Source organism: Paraburkholderia solisilvae (assembly GCF_902859875.1).
Classification (GTDB): Bacteria; Pseudomonadota; Gammaproteobacteria; order Burkholderiales; family Burkholderiaceae; genus Paraburkholderia; species Paraburkholderia solisilvae.
In genome coordinates this window covers 87,641-103,472 of record NZ_CADIKF010000002.1, presented here as the reverse complement: position 1 = coordinate 103,472, position 15,832 = coordinate 87,641, and the positions used below count along the sequence as shown (strand labels likewise).

The 15,832-nt window shown below is 63.7% G+C and carries 12 protein-coding genes; 9 read left to right on the top strand and 3 right to left on the bottom strand.

Translation table 11 applies throughout. From position 1 onward, the window contains the following. The first annotated feature begins 13 nt into the window (after positions 1–13). A complete protein-coding gene (locus tag HV675_RS01930; protein WP_175109063.1) occupies positions 14–595 on the top strand; it encodes a DUF3501 family protein in 582 nt (193 codons plus the stop codon). Positions 596–605: 10 nt separating this feature from the next. Here the strand turns inward: HV675_RS01930 and HV675_RS01925 are convergent, their stop codons facing one another. Then, entirely contained in the window at positions 606–1,067 is a 462-nt protein-coding gene (locus HV675_RS01925; protein WP_175109062.1) for a GNAT family N-acetyltransferase, read from the bottom strand. Positions 1,068–1,290: 223 nt separating this feature from the next. Continuing rightward, positions 1,291–1,488, bottom strand: coding sequence for a DUF3562 domain-containing protein (locus HV675_RS01920; RefSeq protein ID WP_175109061.1), 198 nt, complete (start codon positions 1,486–1,488; stop codon positions 1,291–1,293). A gap of 348 nt (positions 1,489–1,836) precedes the next feature. Between HV675_RS01920 and HV675_RS01915 the strand changes: the two genes are divergently transcribed. The 5 genes from HV675_RS01915 (at position 1,837) to HV675_RS01895 (ending at position 11,775) form a co-directional block, all read left to right on the top strand. Next, on the top strand, positions 1,837–2,889 hold the full coding sequence (locus HV675_RS01915; RefSeq protein ID WP_175109210.1) for an alpha/beta fold hydrolase: 1,053 nt from the start codon (positions 1,837–1,839) through the stop codon (positions 2,887–2,889). A 147-nt stretch (positions 2,890–3,036) separates the two neighbouring features. Further along, positions 3,037–4,158 carry a 3-deoxy-7-phosphoheptulonate synthase gene (locus tag HV675_RS01910; RefSeq protein ID WP_175109060.1) on the top strand — a complete coding sequence of 374 codons (1,122 nt, stop codon included), beginning with the start codon at positions 3,037–3,039 and terminating at the stop codon, positions 4,156–4,158. A gap of 155 nt (positions 4,159–4,313) precedes the next feature. Next, positions 4,314–4,637, top strand: coding sequence for a thioredoxin family protein (locus HV675_RS01905; protein WP_175109059.1), 324 nt, complete (start codon positions 4,314–4,316; stop codon positions 4,635–4,637). A 189-nt stretch (positions 4,638–4,826) separates the two neighbouring features. Further along, positions 4,827–8,159, top strand: coding sequence for an enterotoxin A family protein (locus HV675_RS01900; RefSeq protein WP_175109058.1), 3,333 nt, complete (start codon positions 4,827–4,829; stop codon positions 8,157–8,159). Positions 8,160–8,517: 358 nt separating this feature from the next. Next, positions 8,518–11,775 carry an enterotoxin A family protein gene (locus HV675_RS01895; RefSeq protein ID WP_175109057.1) on the top strand — a complete coding sequence of 1,086 codons (3,258 nt, stop codon included), beginning with the start codon at positions 8,518–8,520 and terminating at the stop codon, positions 11,773–11,775. Between the two features lie 64 nt (positions 11,776–11,839). Here the strand turns inward: HV675_RS01895 and HV675_RS01890 are convergent, their stop codons facing one another. Next, the gene (locus HV675_RS01890; RefSeq protein WP_175109056.1) at positions 11,840–12,130 is read right to left on the bottom strand and encodes a hypothetical protein; all 291 of its coding nucleotides are present in this window, start codon (positions 12,128–12,130) and stop codon (positions 11,840–11,842) included. 163 nt (positions 12,131–12,293) lie between these two features. Here HV675_RS01890 and HV675_RS01885 point away from each other — a divergent pair, with 163 nt between their 5' ends. The 3 genes from HV675_RS01885 (at position 12,294) to HV675_RS01875 (ending at position 15,529) form a co-directional block, all read left to right on the top strand. Beyond that, complete coding sequence (locus HV675_RS01885) at positions 12,294–13,211, top strand: LysR family transcriptional regulator (protein ID WP_175109209.1); 918 nt, start codon at positions 12,294–12,296, stop codon at positions 13,209–13,211. A gap of 264 nt (positions 13,212–13,475) precedes the next feature. Next, positions 13,476–14,009 (top strand): cytochrome b, encoded by a 534-nt coding sequence (locus HV675_RS01880; RefSeq protein WP_246270071.1) that lies wholly within the window; start codon positions 13,476–13,478, stop codon positions 14,007–14,009. Further along, positions 14,009–15,529 carry a glycosyltransferase family 2 protein gene (locus tag HV675_RS01875; protein WP_175109054.1) on the top strand — a complete coding sequence of 507 codons (1,521 nt, stop codon included), beginning with the start codon at positions 14,009–14,011 and terminating at the stop codon, positions 15,527–15,529. Before HV675_RS01880 ends, HV675_RS01875 begins: the two co-directional genes overlap by 1 nt. The last annotated feature ends 303 nt before the right edge of the window (positions 15,530–15,832 follow it).

Sequence of the window (15,832 nt, the reverse complement as noted above, 5' to 3'; positions counted from 1 at the left end):
GCAAGGACATCCGATGACCATCGCAAGGAACTCCCTGTTGTCGCTCGAGCAGTATTCGAAGTCGCGCACGGCGATGCGCAACCGCGTGATCGAGCACAAGAAACAGCGCACGGTAAAACTCGGCAACCACCTGACGTTTCTGTTCGAAGATGAATTGACGATCCGCTATCAGATCCAGGAAATGCTGCACATCGAGAAAATCTTCGACGAGGAGGGCATTCAGGGCGAACTCGATGCGTATCTGCCGCTCGTCCCCGATGGCAGCAACCTGAAGGCGACGCTGCAGATCGAATACGAAAACGAAGTTGAACGGCGTGCGGCGTTAGCGAGGCTGATCGGCATCGAAGACAGCGTGTTCGTTCAGGTCGAAGGCGAAGCGCCGGTGTACGCGATCGCCGATGAAGATCTCGAGCGCGAAAACGACGAGAAGACGTCCGCCGTGCATTTCGTGCGCTTCGAGTTGACGCCGCAGATGAAGGCACGCCTGCGCGACGGCGCCGCGCTGCAGATCGGGTGCGATCACGCGAATTACCCGGTGCCGGTGCAGACCGTCGATGCGAGTGTTCGCGCGTCATTGCTGAACGACCTGCGATGACCATGCGCAGTCAAAGCGCCTTGCGGTAGACGACGAAGCCGGAGCGCTCGGCGACGTCGTCGTACAGCCGCATCGCGGTCGCGTTGGTCTCGTGCGTGGTCCAGTAGACGCGCTCTGCCCGCGCAGCGCGCGCCACCTCGTACAGACGTTCGATCAGCGCGCGGCCAATGCCTTTGCCGCGTTCCGATTCGTGAGTGAAGAGATCCTGCAGATAGCACGTCGGCCCCGCCATCGTGGTGTGGCGGTGATACAGGTAGTGCGCGAAGCCCACCAGTTTGCCGTCGCGCGCCGCGACGAGCGCATGCATCGGCTCCAGACCATCGAAGAACCGCGCCCACGTCAGGCGCGTGACGTCGGGCGGCACCGCCGCGTCGCCGACGCGTTTATAGAAGCGGTTGTAGCCATCCCACAGCGGCAGCCATGCGTCGAAATCTTCGGGTGTTGCGGGACGAATCTGGAGCGAGCTGGTCATGGGTACGCCTCCTTATCGTGAAGGTTCGATGGCCGGACCAGATTAGGACATTTCGCCGCTCACGCATACGTCCGCGCCGCGATGCGCGAACGCGCTAGCCGCCGTACACGCGCGCGGCGGGCACGCAGGAAGACGCGTTCCGGCGGCGCGTAGTGCATGTAGTGCACGTGGTGCACGCAGTGCAAGAGCAGGAGGACGACGTAACAGGTGAGCTCAACCCTACTCAACCCGACGACGAGTGGCGCAGCGTCTCTCGCACTCTTTTGGCGGCGAGAAGGGGCATGTAATCGAGGATGCGGCCGTCGGTCTTGTAGTGGGCCAGCGTATCGGAGTAAAGCTTTGAGACGGTTTCGGGAGGGGTGTTCGTTTCAGCGGCAATAGCCTTCACGACTTCATCGGCGTTGGGCTGTGGCTGGGCCATAGATGTCTCCGGTGGTGGCGGTCATGAGGAAACGGCGAAAACAGGGAACTCTCATTAGAGTGCGGCCAGTGTCCCGTTTCCAATTGAATCGAACTATCACCTCGACGCCAGCCGGCCGCTTAAGGCCTGGCGCGGGTCGCCGCAAAATCGCATCATGCCGGCATCAATTCGGCGGGCGTCCGATATGCGGCACGCCGCATTGCGACGTGACGCCGCAATTCATCAAATGAAAGGAATGTGACAGTTAATCGATAAATATCAAAGTTCGTGTTCGTGTACGATCGCACACCAAAATCTTCACAACAAAAGGAGACCGACGTGTCCCGATCGATCGTCACGCGAGCCCTCATGTTCGCGGCCCTCTCGCTTGCTGGCCATGCTTACGCCGCCACGTCGCCGGACGGCGCGGCTTCTGAACGGGCGGCCGATTTTGTCGCACACGACTTCAGGTTTTCGGATGGCGCGATCCTGCCCGAAGTCCGCATTCACTACGTGACGCTCGGCACGCCGCAGCGCGATGCGCACGGCGACGTGACGAACGCGGTGTTGCTGATGCACGGCACGACCGGCACCGGTCAGGCGTACCTGACGCCGCTGATGCACAAGGAACTGTTCGCGTCTGGCGAACCGCTCGATACGAGCCGCTATTTCATCGTGATTCCGGACGGCCTTGGCCGCGGTGGCTCGACCAGGCCGAGCGACGGCCTGCGCACGCATTTCCCGCACTACGGCTACGGCGATGTGGTTGAAGCGAACCATCGGCTGCTCGTCGAGGGCCTGAAGATCAAACATTTGCGGCTCGTGCTCGGCACCTCGATGGGCGGCATGCAGACATGGATGTGGGGCGAGCGCTATCCCGGCATGGCAGACGCGCTGATGCCGATCGCGAGCCAGCCGATTCCGATGGCGGGCCGCAACTGGCTGTGGCGGCAGATGATCGTCGGCGCGATTCGCAACGATCCCGGCTGGCAGGACGGCGCGTACACTGTGCAGCCCACGCAGTGGACCCGCGTGATGCCGGTCTTCACGCTGATGACGAACAACTCCGCGCGGATCCAGGCCGAAGCACCGGACCGCGCATCGGCGACGCACCTGTACGACACGCTTGTCGCCAATGCGGGAAAAACGGATGCCAACGACGTGCTGTACTGGTTCGAATCGTCGTGGGACTACAACCCCGAGCCGGATTTGCCGAAAATCCGCGGGCGGCTCTTCGCGGTCAATTTCGCCGACGACCTGATCAACGCGACCGATCTCGGCGTGATGCAAAAACTGGTCGGCGAAGTGCCTGGCGGCCGCTTCGTCGAGATGCCCGAAACCGCGCAGTCGTACGGGCACCAGACGCTCGCGCATCCTGAGGTATGGAAGCCATACCTCGTGCAGCTGATGAGCGGCAGCTGAGCGGGCACTGAGCGGCCCACTGAACGCCCGGCGCTGAACGCCCGCCGAACCGCTGCTGACGCCCCCCATGCGCCGGCCTCTCGCGGCTTGGGCGAAATGCGATAATTACGGTTTCGCAAGCCGCACGCCTAAAGCCGGAGAACAATCTTGAGCCGCATCGACAACCCCGCACGAGACCAGGAAGCCGGCTTCGCCGATTCCACCCAGGACATCACGCGCATCGACGACACACGCATCGGCGCGGTGCGCCCGCTGATTTCGCCGGCGCTGCTGCTCGACGAACTGCCGGTGCCGCCGGCGGTGCAAACGCTCGTCGAGCAAAGCCGTGTCGAAGTGGCGAACGTGCTGCACGGCCGCGACGACCGGCTCGTGATCGTCGTCGGGCCGTGCTCGATTCACGATCACGATCAGGCGATCGAATACGCGCATCTGCTGAAGGCGAAGGCCGACGCGTTGCGCGACGATCTGCTGATCGTAATGCGCGTGTACTTCGAGAAGCCGCGCACGACGGTCGGCTGGAAGGGCTATATCAACGATCCGCGCCTTGACGGCAGCTTCCGCATCAACGAAGGCTTGCGCCGCGCACGCGAACTGCTGCTCGAAATCAGCCGCCTCGGCTTGCCGACCGCCACCGAATTCCTCGATCTGCTGAGCCCGCAATACATCGCTGACCTGGTCGCGTGGGGCGCGATCGGTGCGCGCACGACCGAAAGCCAGTCGCACCGGCAGCTCGCGTCGGGCATGAGCTGCCCGATCGGTTTCAAGAACGGCACCGACGGCGGCGTGCAGATCGCCGCGGACGCGATCGTTGCCGCGCGTGCGAGCCATGCGTTTATGGGCATGACGAAAATGGGCATGGCCGCGATCTTCGAAACGCGCGGCAACGACGACGCGCACGTCATTTTGCGCGGCGGCAAGAAAGGGCCGAACTACGATGCCGCGAGCGTCGAGGAAGCCTGTGCGGCGCTGCGGAAGCTCGGCTTGCGCGAACAGGTGATGATCGATTGCTCGCATGCGAATTCGGGCAAGTCGCACGAGCGGCAGGTGGATGTCGCGCAGGATGTCGAGCGGCAGTTGTCGAACGGCGATCGACGCATTATCGGCGTGATGGTCGAGAGCCATCTGGAAGCCGGGCGCCAGGATCTGAAGCCGGGTGTGCCGCTCAAGCGCGGCGTGTCGATCACCGACGCTTGCCTTGGCTGGACGCAGACCGAGCCGGTGCTCGACGGACTCGCCCAGGCGGTGCGCGCACGGCGGCAACGCGGTTGAGCGCTGTGTTCGGCGCGACGGCGAGCGTCAGGCGCGACGATGTACGTCGATGCCACGTCATGCGATGCCGTGCTCAGCATGACACGCCGATTCCGTGCAACATGGAGCAAAGGCGCCTGCGTGCGCCGCGTTGATCCACCGTTGTACGAGGAACCATGAGCACCGTGACTGAATACGCCAAGACCGCGCCGACGCGCGCGGATGTCGATGCGCTGGCCGGCACGACCGTCGTCGAGTTCGGCACCGACTGGTGCGGCTACTGCCAGGGCGCGCAGCCGCTGATCGAAACGGCGTTTGCCGCGCATCCGGGCACGCGTCATCTGAAAATCGAAGACGGGCCCGGCCGCCCGCTCGGACGTTCGTTCCGGGTCAAGCTGTGGCCGACGCTGGTATTCATGCGCGACGGCGTCGAAGTGGCGCGCGTCGTGAGGCCCACGAGTCCTGCGCAGATCGAGGACGCGTTTCAGGCGCTTGGCTAGCCGCTGCCGGTCCTGCCGGACAGCGCGCTCGCATTCTCTCAAACACCCTTACGCGGCCCTCATGGCGGTCGGCGATGGCCGTCCCGTGTGGGCTTATGCCACATGCATGCTCACCACACCGCCTGGTGCAGCGCATGCTCAAATTGCGGCTCGGAAAGCTCCTTCTAATCGACACCGAGCTCGCAGCCCATGCATGTCCGACCCGACTACTTTGTTTCACCCATACAGACGCCGCGCGACGAAGCGGGCGACGCCGGTCATGCGCAAGTGCGCAAGAAACGTGGCGGGGCGCTGGGCAAATGCATCGGAATCTCGCCGTTTCGCGAATGCCGTGGCGGCGAGGCGCTGCAAAGAAATGCGGTTTCGTACGTCCACTTCGATCAGTACGACTACCGGAGAATGTGCACGCCGGAAGGCCGCGGAACGTGTGAAGGCATCGTGCGCGAAGCATTGCGGCGCATAGACAGGAGCGACGGCGCGCAACCGCTGAGCCTGTCGGCAGCGGTGCGCGAGATGCGCGCCGACGCGAACCGCGGGGGCAGCGTGGCAACGGACATGTTCGGCCGCGTGGTCGCCTTCCATGGCAACCCTGCGGCGCTCGAGTTGCGCAGCTACCACCAGGCGTCATTCGTCGATCTGAGTGGCGGCGCCACGCGTGACCAACGCATCAACCGTTTGTTCACCGACATGCGGCACCACCTCGGTGTACGCGACGTCGCGTTTTTGCGGCTGGGTGTCGTGGCGCCCGAGCACGGCGCGGGCGGGTACGGTCACGTGCTGGCCGTGCAGCGCATGCCGCAGGATCGCTATACGATTTTCGATCCGAACAATGGAGCCTTCGCCTATGCCGGAACGCGCGACATGGAGAGCGCGCTGCGCGAATATTTCGACGACGCATTCGCCGAAGCAGGGCTGGAAGTCATCCCCGACGGAATCGAGTGCCACACGGCGTCCTCGCTGCAGCGCGATCCTGAGCTGAAGCCGCTCGAACCGCTACTGTTGCCCGCGGACCTGCCCGAATCCCGCCTCGCTCGTGGTCCTGACGAGGATTCTCCCGCGTGGCGTGCCTATTCCACGACGGCGGACGCGTCGAACCGGTCGTCCGGCGACGTACTGTCCACCGTTGCCGGGCAAGCCGGGCGGTTAGCAGGCATGCGCAGCGGCCTCGCGGTGTATGCGATGGCCGACATTGCCTGCGGCCGTTCGGCGGACCTGATGAGCGCAACGGAAAACCTGCGGCAAGCGTTGAGCGATGCCACACGCGCAAGCGCGACGATGCGCGCAATGGGCGATCTGCAGGAGCGGAATCGGTACGCGTTTGTTACGCCCATCGCGAACCGCCTCCGGCACGAGGGCGGGTCCGCTATTCATTCAGCCGCAGACCTGATCGACGATCTGCGCCACCACTTCGCAAACGCGTATTTTCGTGACCACGCACTAAGAGGCTATCGCAACGACTTCGCGGAAATCGGCCTGACGTTCCGCGGCAATGATCGCGACGCCGGCGGTGCAAGCGGAAATAACCACGACAGCGATCGCGAACAGGCAGACGGCCATTCGATCGTCGTGCAAAGGCTGCGGCCTTCCGCGGATTACGAACACGACGAATATCAGATCTACGATTCGAACGTCGGTGCATTCCGATACGCGGATTTCGCGCAAATGTCGGTGGCGTTGCGCAGTCTGTTCGAAGCCGGCTATGGCGAGTCCGGCGGCATCGATCACGCGGACAACACGTTTTTTGCCGATCTCGGCAGCGAGCAAGCCGCGGCGCTTCCGGGATCGGTGTCGCGTGCGCCGCGCGAATCGCCGGTCGCCTGTTTGCCGCTCGGCAGTGTCGAGCGTGGGCTCGGTATCGGCGGCAGTCCGGCGATGACGCCGCCTCATGCCGCGCTGCCTGCGCCGCCCGATGTCGATCCGGCGCGTTTGCCGCTGTACCCGGGGCACGACGAACTCAAGCGCGCGCCGCAGCTTGCTGCCGACCGCAAGCCCTATGCGTTGTTCCGGCCGTCGCCGGTGAGTCCGGAAACGGTGAAGGCGCGCGGCGGCTTCGACAGCGAAGACACGAAACTGCGCGATATCGACCTGAATCTGCATGATGCGGATCTGGCATCGCGCCCGCGCGTTACGGATAGCGCCGGATATCTGGGCGCGTTTCGCAGCGAGCGGGCTGCGCTCGGGCGCTTGCCAACCGCCGACGCTCGCGCGCACTTCATCTATTCCGTCGCACCTGCACCGAACATGATCGACGTGCGCGCGAGTCTCGGCTCCCATGCACGAGCGCCGGAAACCGGCGAAGTCGCCGCGATGGGACGCATCGACTATACGCAGATTCGCGGCTGGCAACGGGTCGAAAATGGCGTGCCCGGGAAATTCGTCGCGAACCCGGATTATCGCTGGGACGTCTACGACCAGACCCGCATCGCCGGCGCGCAACCGCAGCTCGCACGCTTTCCGATCGGGAGCGACGCATGGCGTGACGGACCCTATCGCGCGTACGTGTCCGCCAGCGACGATACGGATGTGCCGAGGTTCAGGCGCGACCCGAACGTCGCGCACGCGATGTTCTACGACAACGCATGGCAGAAGGTGCGCGATCTGCAGATGCGGCAGGCGATGGGCGTGGACTATCGTGGGCCGCTGACGCTTCAGGCGTACGGCGGGAGTCGTTGGCGCACGCATCTTTTCGTCGACAAGCGGGGCAATGTGCTCGCCGACAGTGCTTATACGCGCTACGCGGGGCGGTCCGGCAATCGTCACGAGTTCAGGATGGGCGACGACGGTCGTTTTCATCTGAGCGGCGACGGTCGTTCCGTGTTGCGCGTCGGCAGCGACGGATACATTTACCTCGGCCCGGTACCCGGCGATCCCGCATCGCTCAATGGCGTGTTCGCGTACGACGGACGCCATCTGATTCATCAGGAGGACGACAAGTTTCTGACCATCGGCAAGACCGTCTACACACCGTTCGTCACGACAGATGACTGCGGTTCGAGATCGGCCTGGCGGCTCGAGCAACCGAACCGGCGGCGCGCCGTTCCGCCGCAGGCGAACCTGCATACGTTTCGCGGGATGGCCGAGGGCACCCGTCAGCAACTCTACGAATTCGAGTGCGATCCGGACGCTGCGTTGCCGGACAACGCCGATCACTTCGTCACGCGCGTGCCGGACAACGATTATCGCGGCGATTTCAACGCTTACGTCGACCGGATCACCATCCGCGACGCGCGCGACGCGGCGCGCCGGCTGGATACGGAGCATGCCGCGTGGTTGTTCAGGGACGGCTATTACGCGGTTCCCGACGGATCGGGCGGGCTCGAGGTGCGCACATTAGGGGGAACCGCAGTCTGGCGGTCTGCCGATGCGGTCGTCGGCGGCAAGGACGGCATGCGGCAACGCCTGCCGGCGCGGACTGCGGCGAGCTACCGGATCGGCGACGACGCGTGGCGGCTGGTATTGAATCGCGAAGACCGTCGCGCGCGATTGATCGCGATGCTGGCGCATACGTATGTCGTTGGTTGACCTTATGCGGACGGTCGCAACGATGCCCGACGACATGAACAGATACCGCTTCTGCTGAGCAAGCACGTGCTGCAATGGAGCCTCTTGCATGAGCGGTTGCGCCGCTCGGGCATGACGGCCGTTATCGTTGACCCGGCAGCCCAGCGAGTCTGTGCAATAACGGCGTCGCTAGCGACAGCGGTTCCACTGACGAGGAGTGAGCATGTTCACTACCCGCTTGAACGGTGATCTGGTCCAACCACAGAGGTCAGCCGCGGCGCCGGCGGACGCACCGGCCACAAGTTTGCCGCGGGTGCCATCGTTGGGAGGCGGCGCCCGGCTTCAGCATCAAACACGCGGTGTTGACAAGCCAGCCCGCATGCGGCGCGACGCAGAGGCGGCAACCCGCGTGCCGCGCGGTGGCACGCTGCGCAAATGCGCGGAGGATTCGCCGTTTCGCGAATGCCGCGGCGGCGAAGGGTTGCGCGCAACCGCGTGGTCGTATGTGCCGTTCGATCAGATTCGCTATGTCGGTGAGCCGCATATCGGCGGACGCGGCTCGTGCGAAGGATGGGTGCGCGAAGCGATGCGGCGGATCGATCGCGGCCTCGCGACGGGCCCGGTCAGTCTGCTCGATGTCGTGCACGCGATGCGTCGCGACACGACGAGCCGCCGCAGCGGCGTGGCCGGCGAAATGTTTAGCCGGGTAGGGGGATTCCAGCTCAACAGCGCGTCCCTCGGATTGCAGCGATTCCGTTTGATGGCGGTAGAACAGTTCAATCCCCGTGGATCGGACGACGTTTCGATCGACTCGATGGCCACCGTGCTGGGTAGCGAATTGCGCGAAAACGAAATCGCCTTCGTGCGTCTTCTTCTGAATCCGGCGGCATCGGGCGGCGAGCGATTCGGTCACGCATTGCTCGTGCAACATCTTCCTCAAGACGAATTCGTGATCTTCGATCCGAATAACGGCGCGTTTCTCTACCGCGGCGCGGCGCAAATGCAGAGCGCGCTGCGCGCCTATGCAGCGGATGCGTTTTCCGAAGAGGAACTGGGTCTACACGTCGTTCCACATAGCATGGACTCTTTTTCCGCATCGTTGCCGGCGCTGGGAACCGTGGCCATGCCCGGTTCGACGCCGTCGAACGAGCCGCCGCTGTTGGCTGTACCGCATACGTTGCCGGCCACGCCCGCTCTGTACGAGGAGATTGCGGACGAGTCGAACGGATTGTCGGGCGAGGCGCTGGCGGGCGCTGCAGGCGGTGAACGTGCGCTCGCCAATGCTCCGCAAGGGGTTGCGTACTACGCGTTGCGCGAGGTTGCGCGCGGCAGGGTGCCGAATCTGACGGAAGCGACTGAACAGATTCGGGAGCAGCTCGCGGACTATGTGCGCCGAACCGGCTCCATTCGGGAAATCCGCAGGCTGCAGGAAGAGAACAGACACGGCCTGATAACCGATCTGCCGAATCGAACGAGGCGCCCGGGCAGCCGCGGCATCCATTCTGGGCAGCAGCTTGTCAGCGATCTGCGATTGCACTTCGGCAGCTCGCGTGACGCGGAGAATCACGGCGTCGCTTATCTCAACGATTTCGCGGAAATTCGTTTGACCTTCAGGCGGCCGCAAACAGATGAGCGCGTGGGTGCGGTTGCACGCCGCCCGAACAGACGGGCTGCCGACGCCTATTCGATTGTCGTACAACGCCGCGGTTTGTCCGCCGACTTCATGAGCGACCGTTATGAGATGCACGATCCGGCGAGCGGCGTCTACAGGTTTAGCGACTTCAACGAGCTGGCTGCCGGCTTGACCAGCGCAATGCTACGAGGCTATCCGGAAGCAGGGGGTATCGATCATGCCGATACCGTGTATTTCGGTCATTACGACGATAACGAGACCGCGCTGCACGCGCTGCGCGGGAGGCCCGCGCAGCATGACTCGCGGGGCGCCAATATATCGCTTGGCGAGACCGAGCGGCGGCTGGACGTCACCGGGTTTCCTTCGCAAACACCGCCGCTGGAGCAGCCGACACCTGAGCCGGATTTCGGTTACGGCGAACCTCGCGGTCCCGTTCCGAAATCCGGCAGGCAAAGCCATGACGAGTTAAAGCGATCGTGGGACCCGCCGCGGTATCGCAAGCCATATGCGCTGTTCCGGCCTTCGACGCTGACGCCGGATGACCTTGCCGAGCGCGGCGGTTTCGATTGCGAGCGCACGACACTGCGCAACGTGAATCTCGACTTGCACGATTTCGACCTTGCATCGCAACCCGGGCTGATCGACAGCGCGGGCTATCTCGGGACGTTTCGTGATGAACGCACGGCAGCCGCCAGGTTGTCCAGCATGGCGCCTGACGGGTACATCTATTTCGTCGCGCCGACACCCAATATGGTCGATGTGAATGCGAGCCTGGGGTCGCAGGCCCGTGCACCGGAAACCGCGGAGCTTGCCGCGATGGGGCGGATCGACTATGCGCAGATCCGCGGGTGGCGCGAGGTGAAGAACGGTGTGGAGGGCGAGTTCGTCCGTAACCGCGCTTATCGATGGGATGTCTTCAACCAGACCGAAACCGCGGGAACCCAACCGCAACTGGCTCGCTTTCCGATCGCAAACGACGCGTGGCAAGCAACCAGCTTCGGTTCGTTTGTTGCGAAGGATAACGAAGGCAAGGTGACGAAATTCAACCAGGATCCCAATCGGGTCCACGCCTTTTTCTACGACAACGCATGGGAAAAGGTGCGCAACCTCCATTCGCGGCAGGCATTGGGCCTCGACTATCGCGGCCCTTTCACAATCGAAGCCTATGCCGGCGACAGCAGCAACGGAACGCACCTCTATGTCGCGCGAGGCGGATGGCCTTATGTTTCGGGCAGGACATCGTCATACTCGCGAGATCCCAAAAGCCGGCACACATTCACGATGGGAGACGACGGACGCCTGCATCTCGCCGACGACCACGACCAGGTATTGCGGGTGAACGGCGACGGTAACGTTTATCTTGGCGGAACACCGTCGAACCTGAGAAGCTCGAACGGCGTGTTCGACTTCGTGGGTTCGAATCTGATTCACCGTGAAGACAACCGGTTCCTGACGACCGGCATCTCGGTCTGGACGCCTTTCCTGTCCGGGACGATCGCGGGGGCGCGCTCGCGCTGGGCGCTCAGGAAACCCGACGGGACGCCCGCCAGGCCGCCGACGTTCAACCAGCATACATTTGCGGGCAAAACCGGCGGGCAATACAGCCTCTACCGTTTCGAAAAGGATCCGGATTCGGCACTGCCGCTCGGCGCGACGCATTTCGTCACGGCCGTGCCGGTTGATCCGCACAGCGGCGATTTTGCGAACCTGCATGCGTTAATGACGCCCGCCGAAGTGCGCGACGTGTCGGCCTGGCTGAGCGAGCAGAACGCCGCATGGCTGTTCAGGGACGGCTTCTATCTGACGTCGCCGGAACCCGGACACCTCAGGGCCAGCACGCTGGACAGCTTGACCCGTTGGTGGGCGGCATACGACCCGTCGTCCGGGAAAGCGGAGTTCAGTTCCATGCCGGTCGCGTCGAATTACCGCATCGGACGCGAGGCATGGCAGCGTGTGCGCGACATCGAACGCCGGCACGACGCGATTTTCAAGATGCTGGCGTAGGCGGTTGTGGGCGGTTTCCTGCTTCGCGGGCGTCGCGGGACATTCGACGATGCCGCCAGCCGGTTCATTTTTCCCCTGGCGTCCCATCGCCGAACAGGCTGTTGAGGTCTTTCGTGTCGGTCGACAGGCTGAACTCCTTGCGCACTGCCGCGACGATCGCGGCAACACTGCGTTCGTGGCCCGCGAGGTTGCCGAAGTGCTTCATGTCCCAGTTGCAGCCGCTCGCGTCGGGTTGCTGCAATTGCGGCCGCGGCACACGAATTTTCACGCCTTCTTCGACGATGTCGGGCAGCCGCTGGATGCGCCGGCTGACTTCGTCCTGCAACTGGGATGCGGTGCGCGTTTTGCGAATCATGCGAGTCTCCTTCGGGCGGCGTCCTGAAGAAGCCAGTCTAGCGCAGCGCCTTGGCGCGACCGCGCGGGCGTGGCCGCCGGCTGGCCGCGATGCTCCTGATATGGCCCGATCGATTATTCTGCCGTACGATATTTCCGCCCTGATTCGTTCGATGGAATGGAACATGTTGACCGATGAAGAACTGACCCTGCTCGAAGCCATTCGCGAAAGCGGCAGCCTGTCGCGCGCGGCGGCGCGTCTCGGCAAGGCGCCGTCGACCGTGTCGCATGCGGCGCGCCAGCTCGAGTCGCGTTTCGATGCGCTGCTGTTCGACCGCCGCCGCTACCGTTTGCAACTGACGCCCGCTGGTCAACTGCTTGCCGAGGAAGCGGCCCGGCTGATGCAGGACGTCGCGCGGATGACGCAACGCGTGCGCCAGGTGGCAAGCGGCTGGGAAGACCGCCTGTGGATTGTCAGCGATGAACTGATGGAGTTCGACACGATGATGCCGTTGGTCCACACGTTCGATGCGCTGCAGTCAGGCGTGAAGCTGCGCTTCACGAACGAAGTGCTGAGCGGCACGTGGGAAGCGCTGCGCGACGGCCGCGCCGATCTGATTGTTGGCGCAACCAATGAGCCGCCCGCCATTCCCGGCCTGCGCTGGTTTGAGCTGGGTGTCGTCGAATGGGTGTTCGCGGTGTCGCCGCGTCATCCGCTCGCCGCCGTCAAGGGCCCGTTGAAGCGCGACCAGATCTCGAAGCAGCGCGGCGTCGTGGTCGCGGACTCGTCGCGCGCAAGCGGCCGCGCGTACGGCGTGGTCGGCGGTCAGACGGTGCTCGCGGTGCCGACGATGCGCGCGAAGATACTCGCGCAGCGCGATGGCCTGGGCGTCGGCTGGGTGCCGAGGCAGCGTATCGCGTCGCTGCTCAAGCGCGGCGAGCTGGTCGAAAAAGTCACGGCCGACCCGCGCGAGCCGAATGTGTTATACGTCGCATGGCGCGGCGACCACGAAGGCCGCGCACTGCAGTGGTGGATCGACCAGCTTCGTCAGCCCCGTCTCGCGAAGCGCCTGGTGCAAGGCGTCGACGCGTTCGTTCGATGAACGTTGCGTGACAGCGGCCTTGCAATAATCCGAAATAGATCCTCAACAAAATACTGGAAACGCGGAATAAAAGCGCTTGTCCGTCCGTTAGACGGATAAGCGAACTCGCCGCATATTTGCCCCTTGTTTGTGCATCTATTTCGAACAGCTTTCGTCGCTAACTTATTTCCTACAAACAGATTCATGACGACCCGAATCGAGTCCCGGCACGGACACACGACGCTCGCGCGCGCCGCCGAACCGTTGCAATACACACGCGTGGCAATGGTGCTGCATTGGGTAATCGCGCTGCTGATCATCACCAACGTCGTGCTCGGCCTGAGCGCGGACTCGCTGCCCGACGATTGGGTGCGCCCGGTCATCGACACGCATAAGTCGATCGGCATCACCGTGCTCGGCCTCGCGCTGTTGCGCATTTTGTGGCGCGTGTCGCATCGCCCGCCGCCGCTGCCGAGCGAATTTCCGGCATGGGAGCGGATGGCGGCGCATGTCGCGCACTTCCTGCTGTATCTGCTGATGATCGGAATCCCGCTTTCAGGCTGGGCGCACGACTCCGCTTGGAAAGATGCGGCAACGCATCCGATGCAGTATTTCAACCTTTTCGAATGGCCGCGCATCGGGTTCATCATGAATATCGATCCCGCCGTCAAGGAACAGCTGCACTTGCACGACAAGCTCGGCACGCTGCATGCGTGGCTCGGCTATGCGCTGTATGCGCTGCTGGCGATGCATATCGGCGGCGCGTTGAAGCATCAGTGGCTGGACCGTCATTCAGTCATCAAACGGATGGTGCCGTAATGTGTGCAGACGCTGTGATCGAAGATGCTCCGGCAGTGCAACCTGCGACTGCCGTGGGCGCGTCCAGACTTTCGCTCGAAGACGCGCTCGCCGCACTGTCGCCGCGGATCGTGCCGCGTCAGGCGACATGGGCGGGCCGGCTGATCCACGGCGGCGTCACCGCGTTGTGGCTGCTGTTGTTTGCGCGCGCATTCTTTCTGCACGGCGTGGTCGCATGGGCGACCGGCATTGCGTATGTGGTCTACGACACGTTGCTGCTCGTCTTCGTCACGCTGAAGTCGTGGCCGCTCGCCGGGCGCATGGCGCCGTCGCGCGCGGTGGCGGAAGGGCATCGCCTGCCGGAGATGGGCATCATCGTCGCTTCTCATAACGAGGCGCGCGTGCTGCCCATCACGCTCGCGGCGCTGCTCGAGCAGGTCGCCGGTCCCGCGCAAATCGTGATTGCCGACGATGGTTCCAGCGACGGCACCGAAGCGCTGCTGACCACCCGTTTCGGCCTCACCACGCCCGCGCTCGGCGAACTGAGCGCGCCCAGCACGCGCTATCCGAATCTCTACTGGCTGCGCCTGCCGCATGGCGGCAAGGCGCGCGCGTTGAACGCGGCGATCGGCATCATGACCACCGAAACGGTGATGACCGTCGACGCGGACACGCTGCTTGCCGCCGACGCGACGCGTGCGATGCGCGCGGCATTCGCCGGGAATGACAGGCTCGTCGCCGCGACCGGCATTCTGGTGCCGGTGTGCAGCAAGTCGGTCGGCGGCCGGTTGTTCCAGTGGTTCCAGACCTACGAGTACATGCGCAACTTCATCTCGCGCTTTGCGTGGATGCGCGCCAACAGTCTGCTGCTGGTGTCCGGCGCGTTCGCATCGTTCCGGCGCGACGCGCTGGTCGCGGTCGGCGGTTTCGACGGGCAGTGCCTCGTCGAAGACTATGAACTGATCCATCGGCTGCGGCGCTATTCGGTGGACCAGGGGCTCGGCTGGGATGTGCGCGTGGTCGGCGACGCGCATGCGCAGACCGACGCGCCCGATACGCTCGGAAGCTTCCTGCGGCAGCGCCGCCGCTGGTTCGCCGGCTTCCTCGAAACGCAGTCGTGGAATCGCGACATGACGGGCAACAGCCGTTACGGCACGCTCGGCATGCTGATGCTGCCGGTCAAGGCGTTCGACACGATGCAGCCGGTCTACGGGCTGACCGCGTTCGCGCTGCTGCTCGCGTTTCTGTTCGGCGGCCATGGCACGATCGTCGTTTCGATCTTCAGCGTGATTTTCCTGAAGACCGCGCTCGATCTGGCGTTCTACGTCTGGAGCATCCATCTGTATCGCCGCTGGACCGGTCTGCGCACCGGCAACAGCCTGTGGCTGGCCATGGCGGCGGCGGTCGCCGAGCCGTTCACGTTCCAGCTGTTGCGGCATACCGGTGCGGTGCTCGGCTGGTTTCACTTCCTGCGCGGCAGCAAGGCGTGGGGCAAGCAGCATCGCTCCGGGATGATCGCGCCGACTCCATCCGACCAATAAGCCGAAGCGGCACTACGGCTCGAACTGACAGAGCGGCTGCGGCGCGTAAGGCGCCGCAGCCGCTTCGCATTTCTGCATCGCCTCCTTTCGATCCCCCGTCTGAATTCCTCCGACCTCCTCCGCTTGACGTCGTTGATTATCAACGGAACCCTCTTCGCCACATACGCATATACCCTGCCTCGCCACGGTGACGGTTGGGTCCGCTGGCACGGATATTTTCTCGAACGTCATCAATCGTCCGCACTTCGAGTAGACTGAGCGACGCATTCAGTAATTTATTAGAAAGCTTTAAAACTTCGCCTC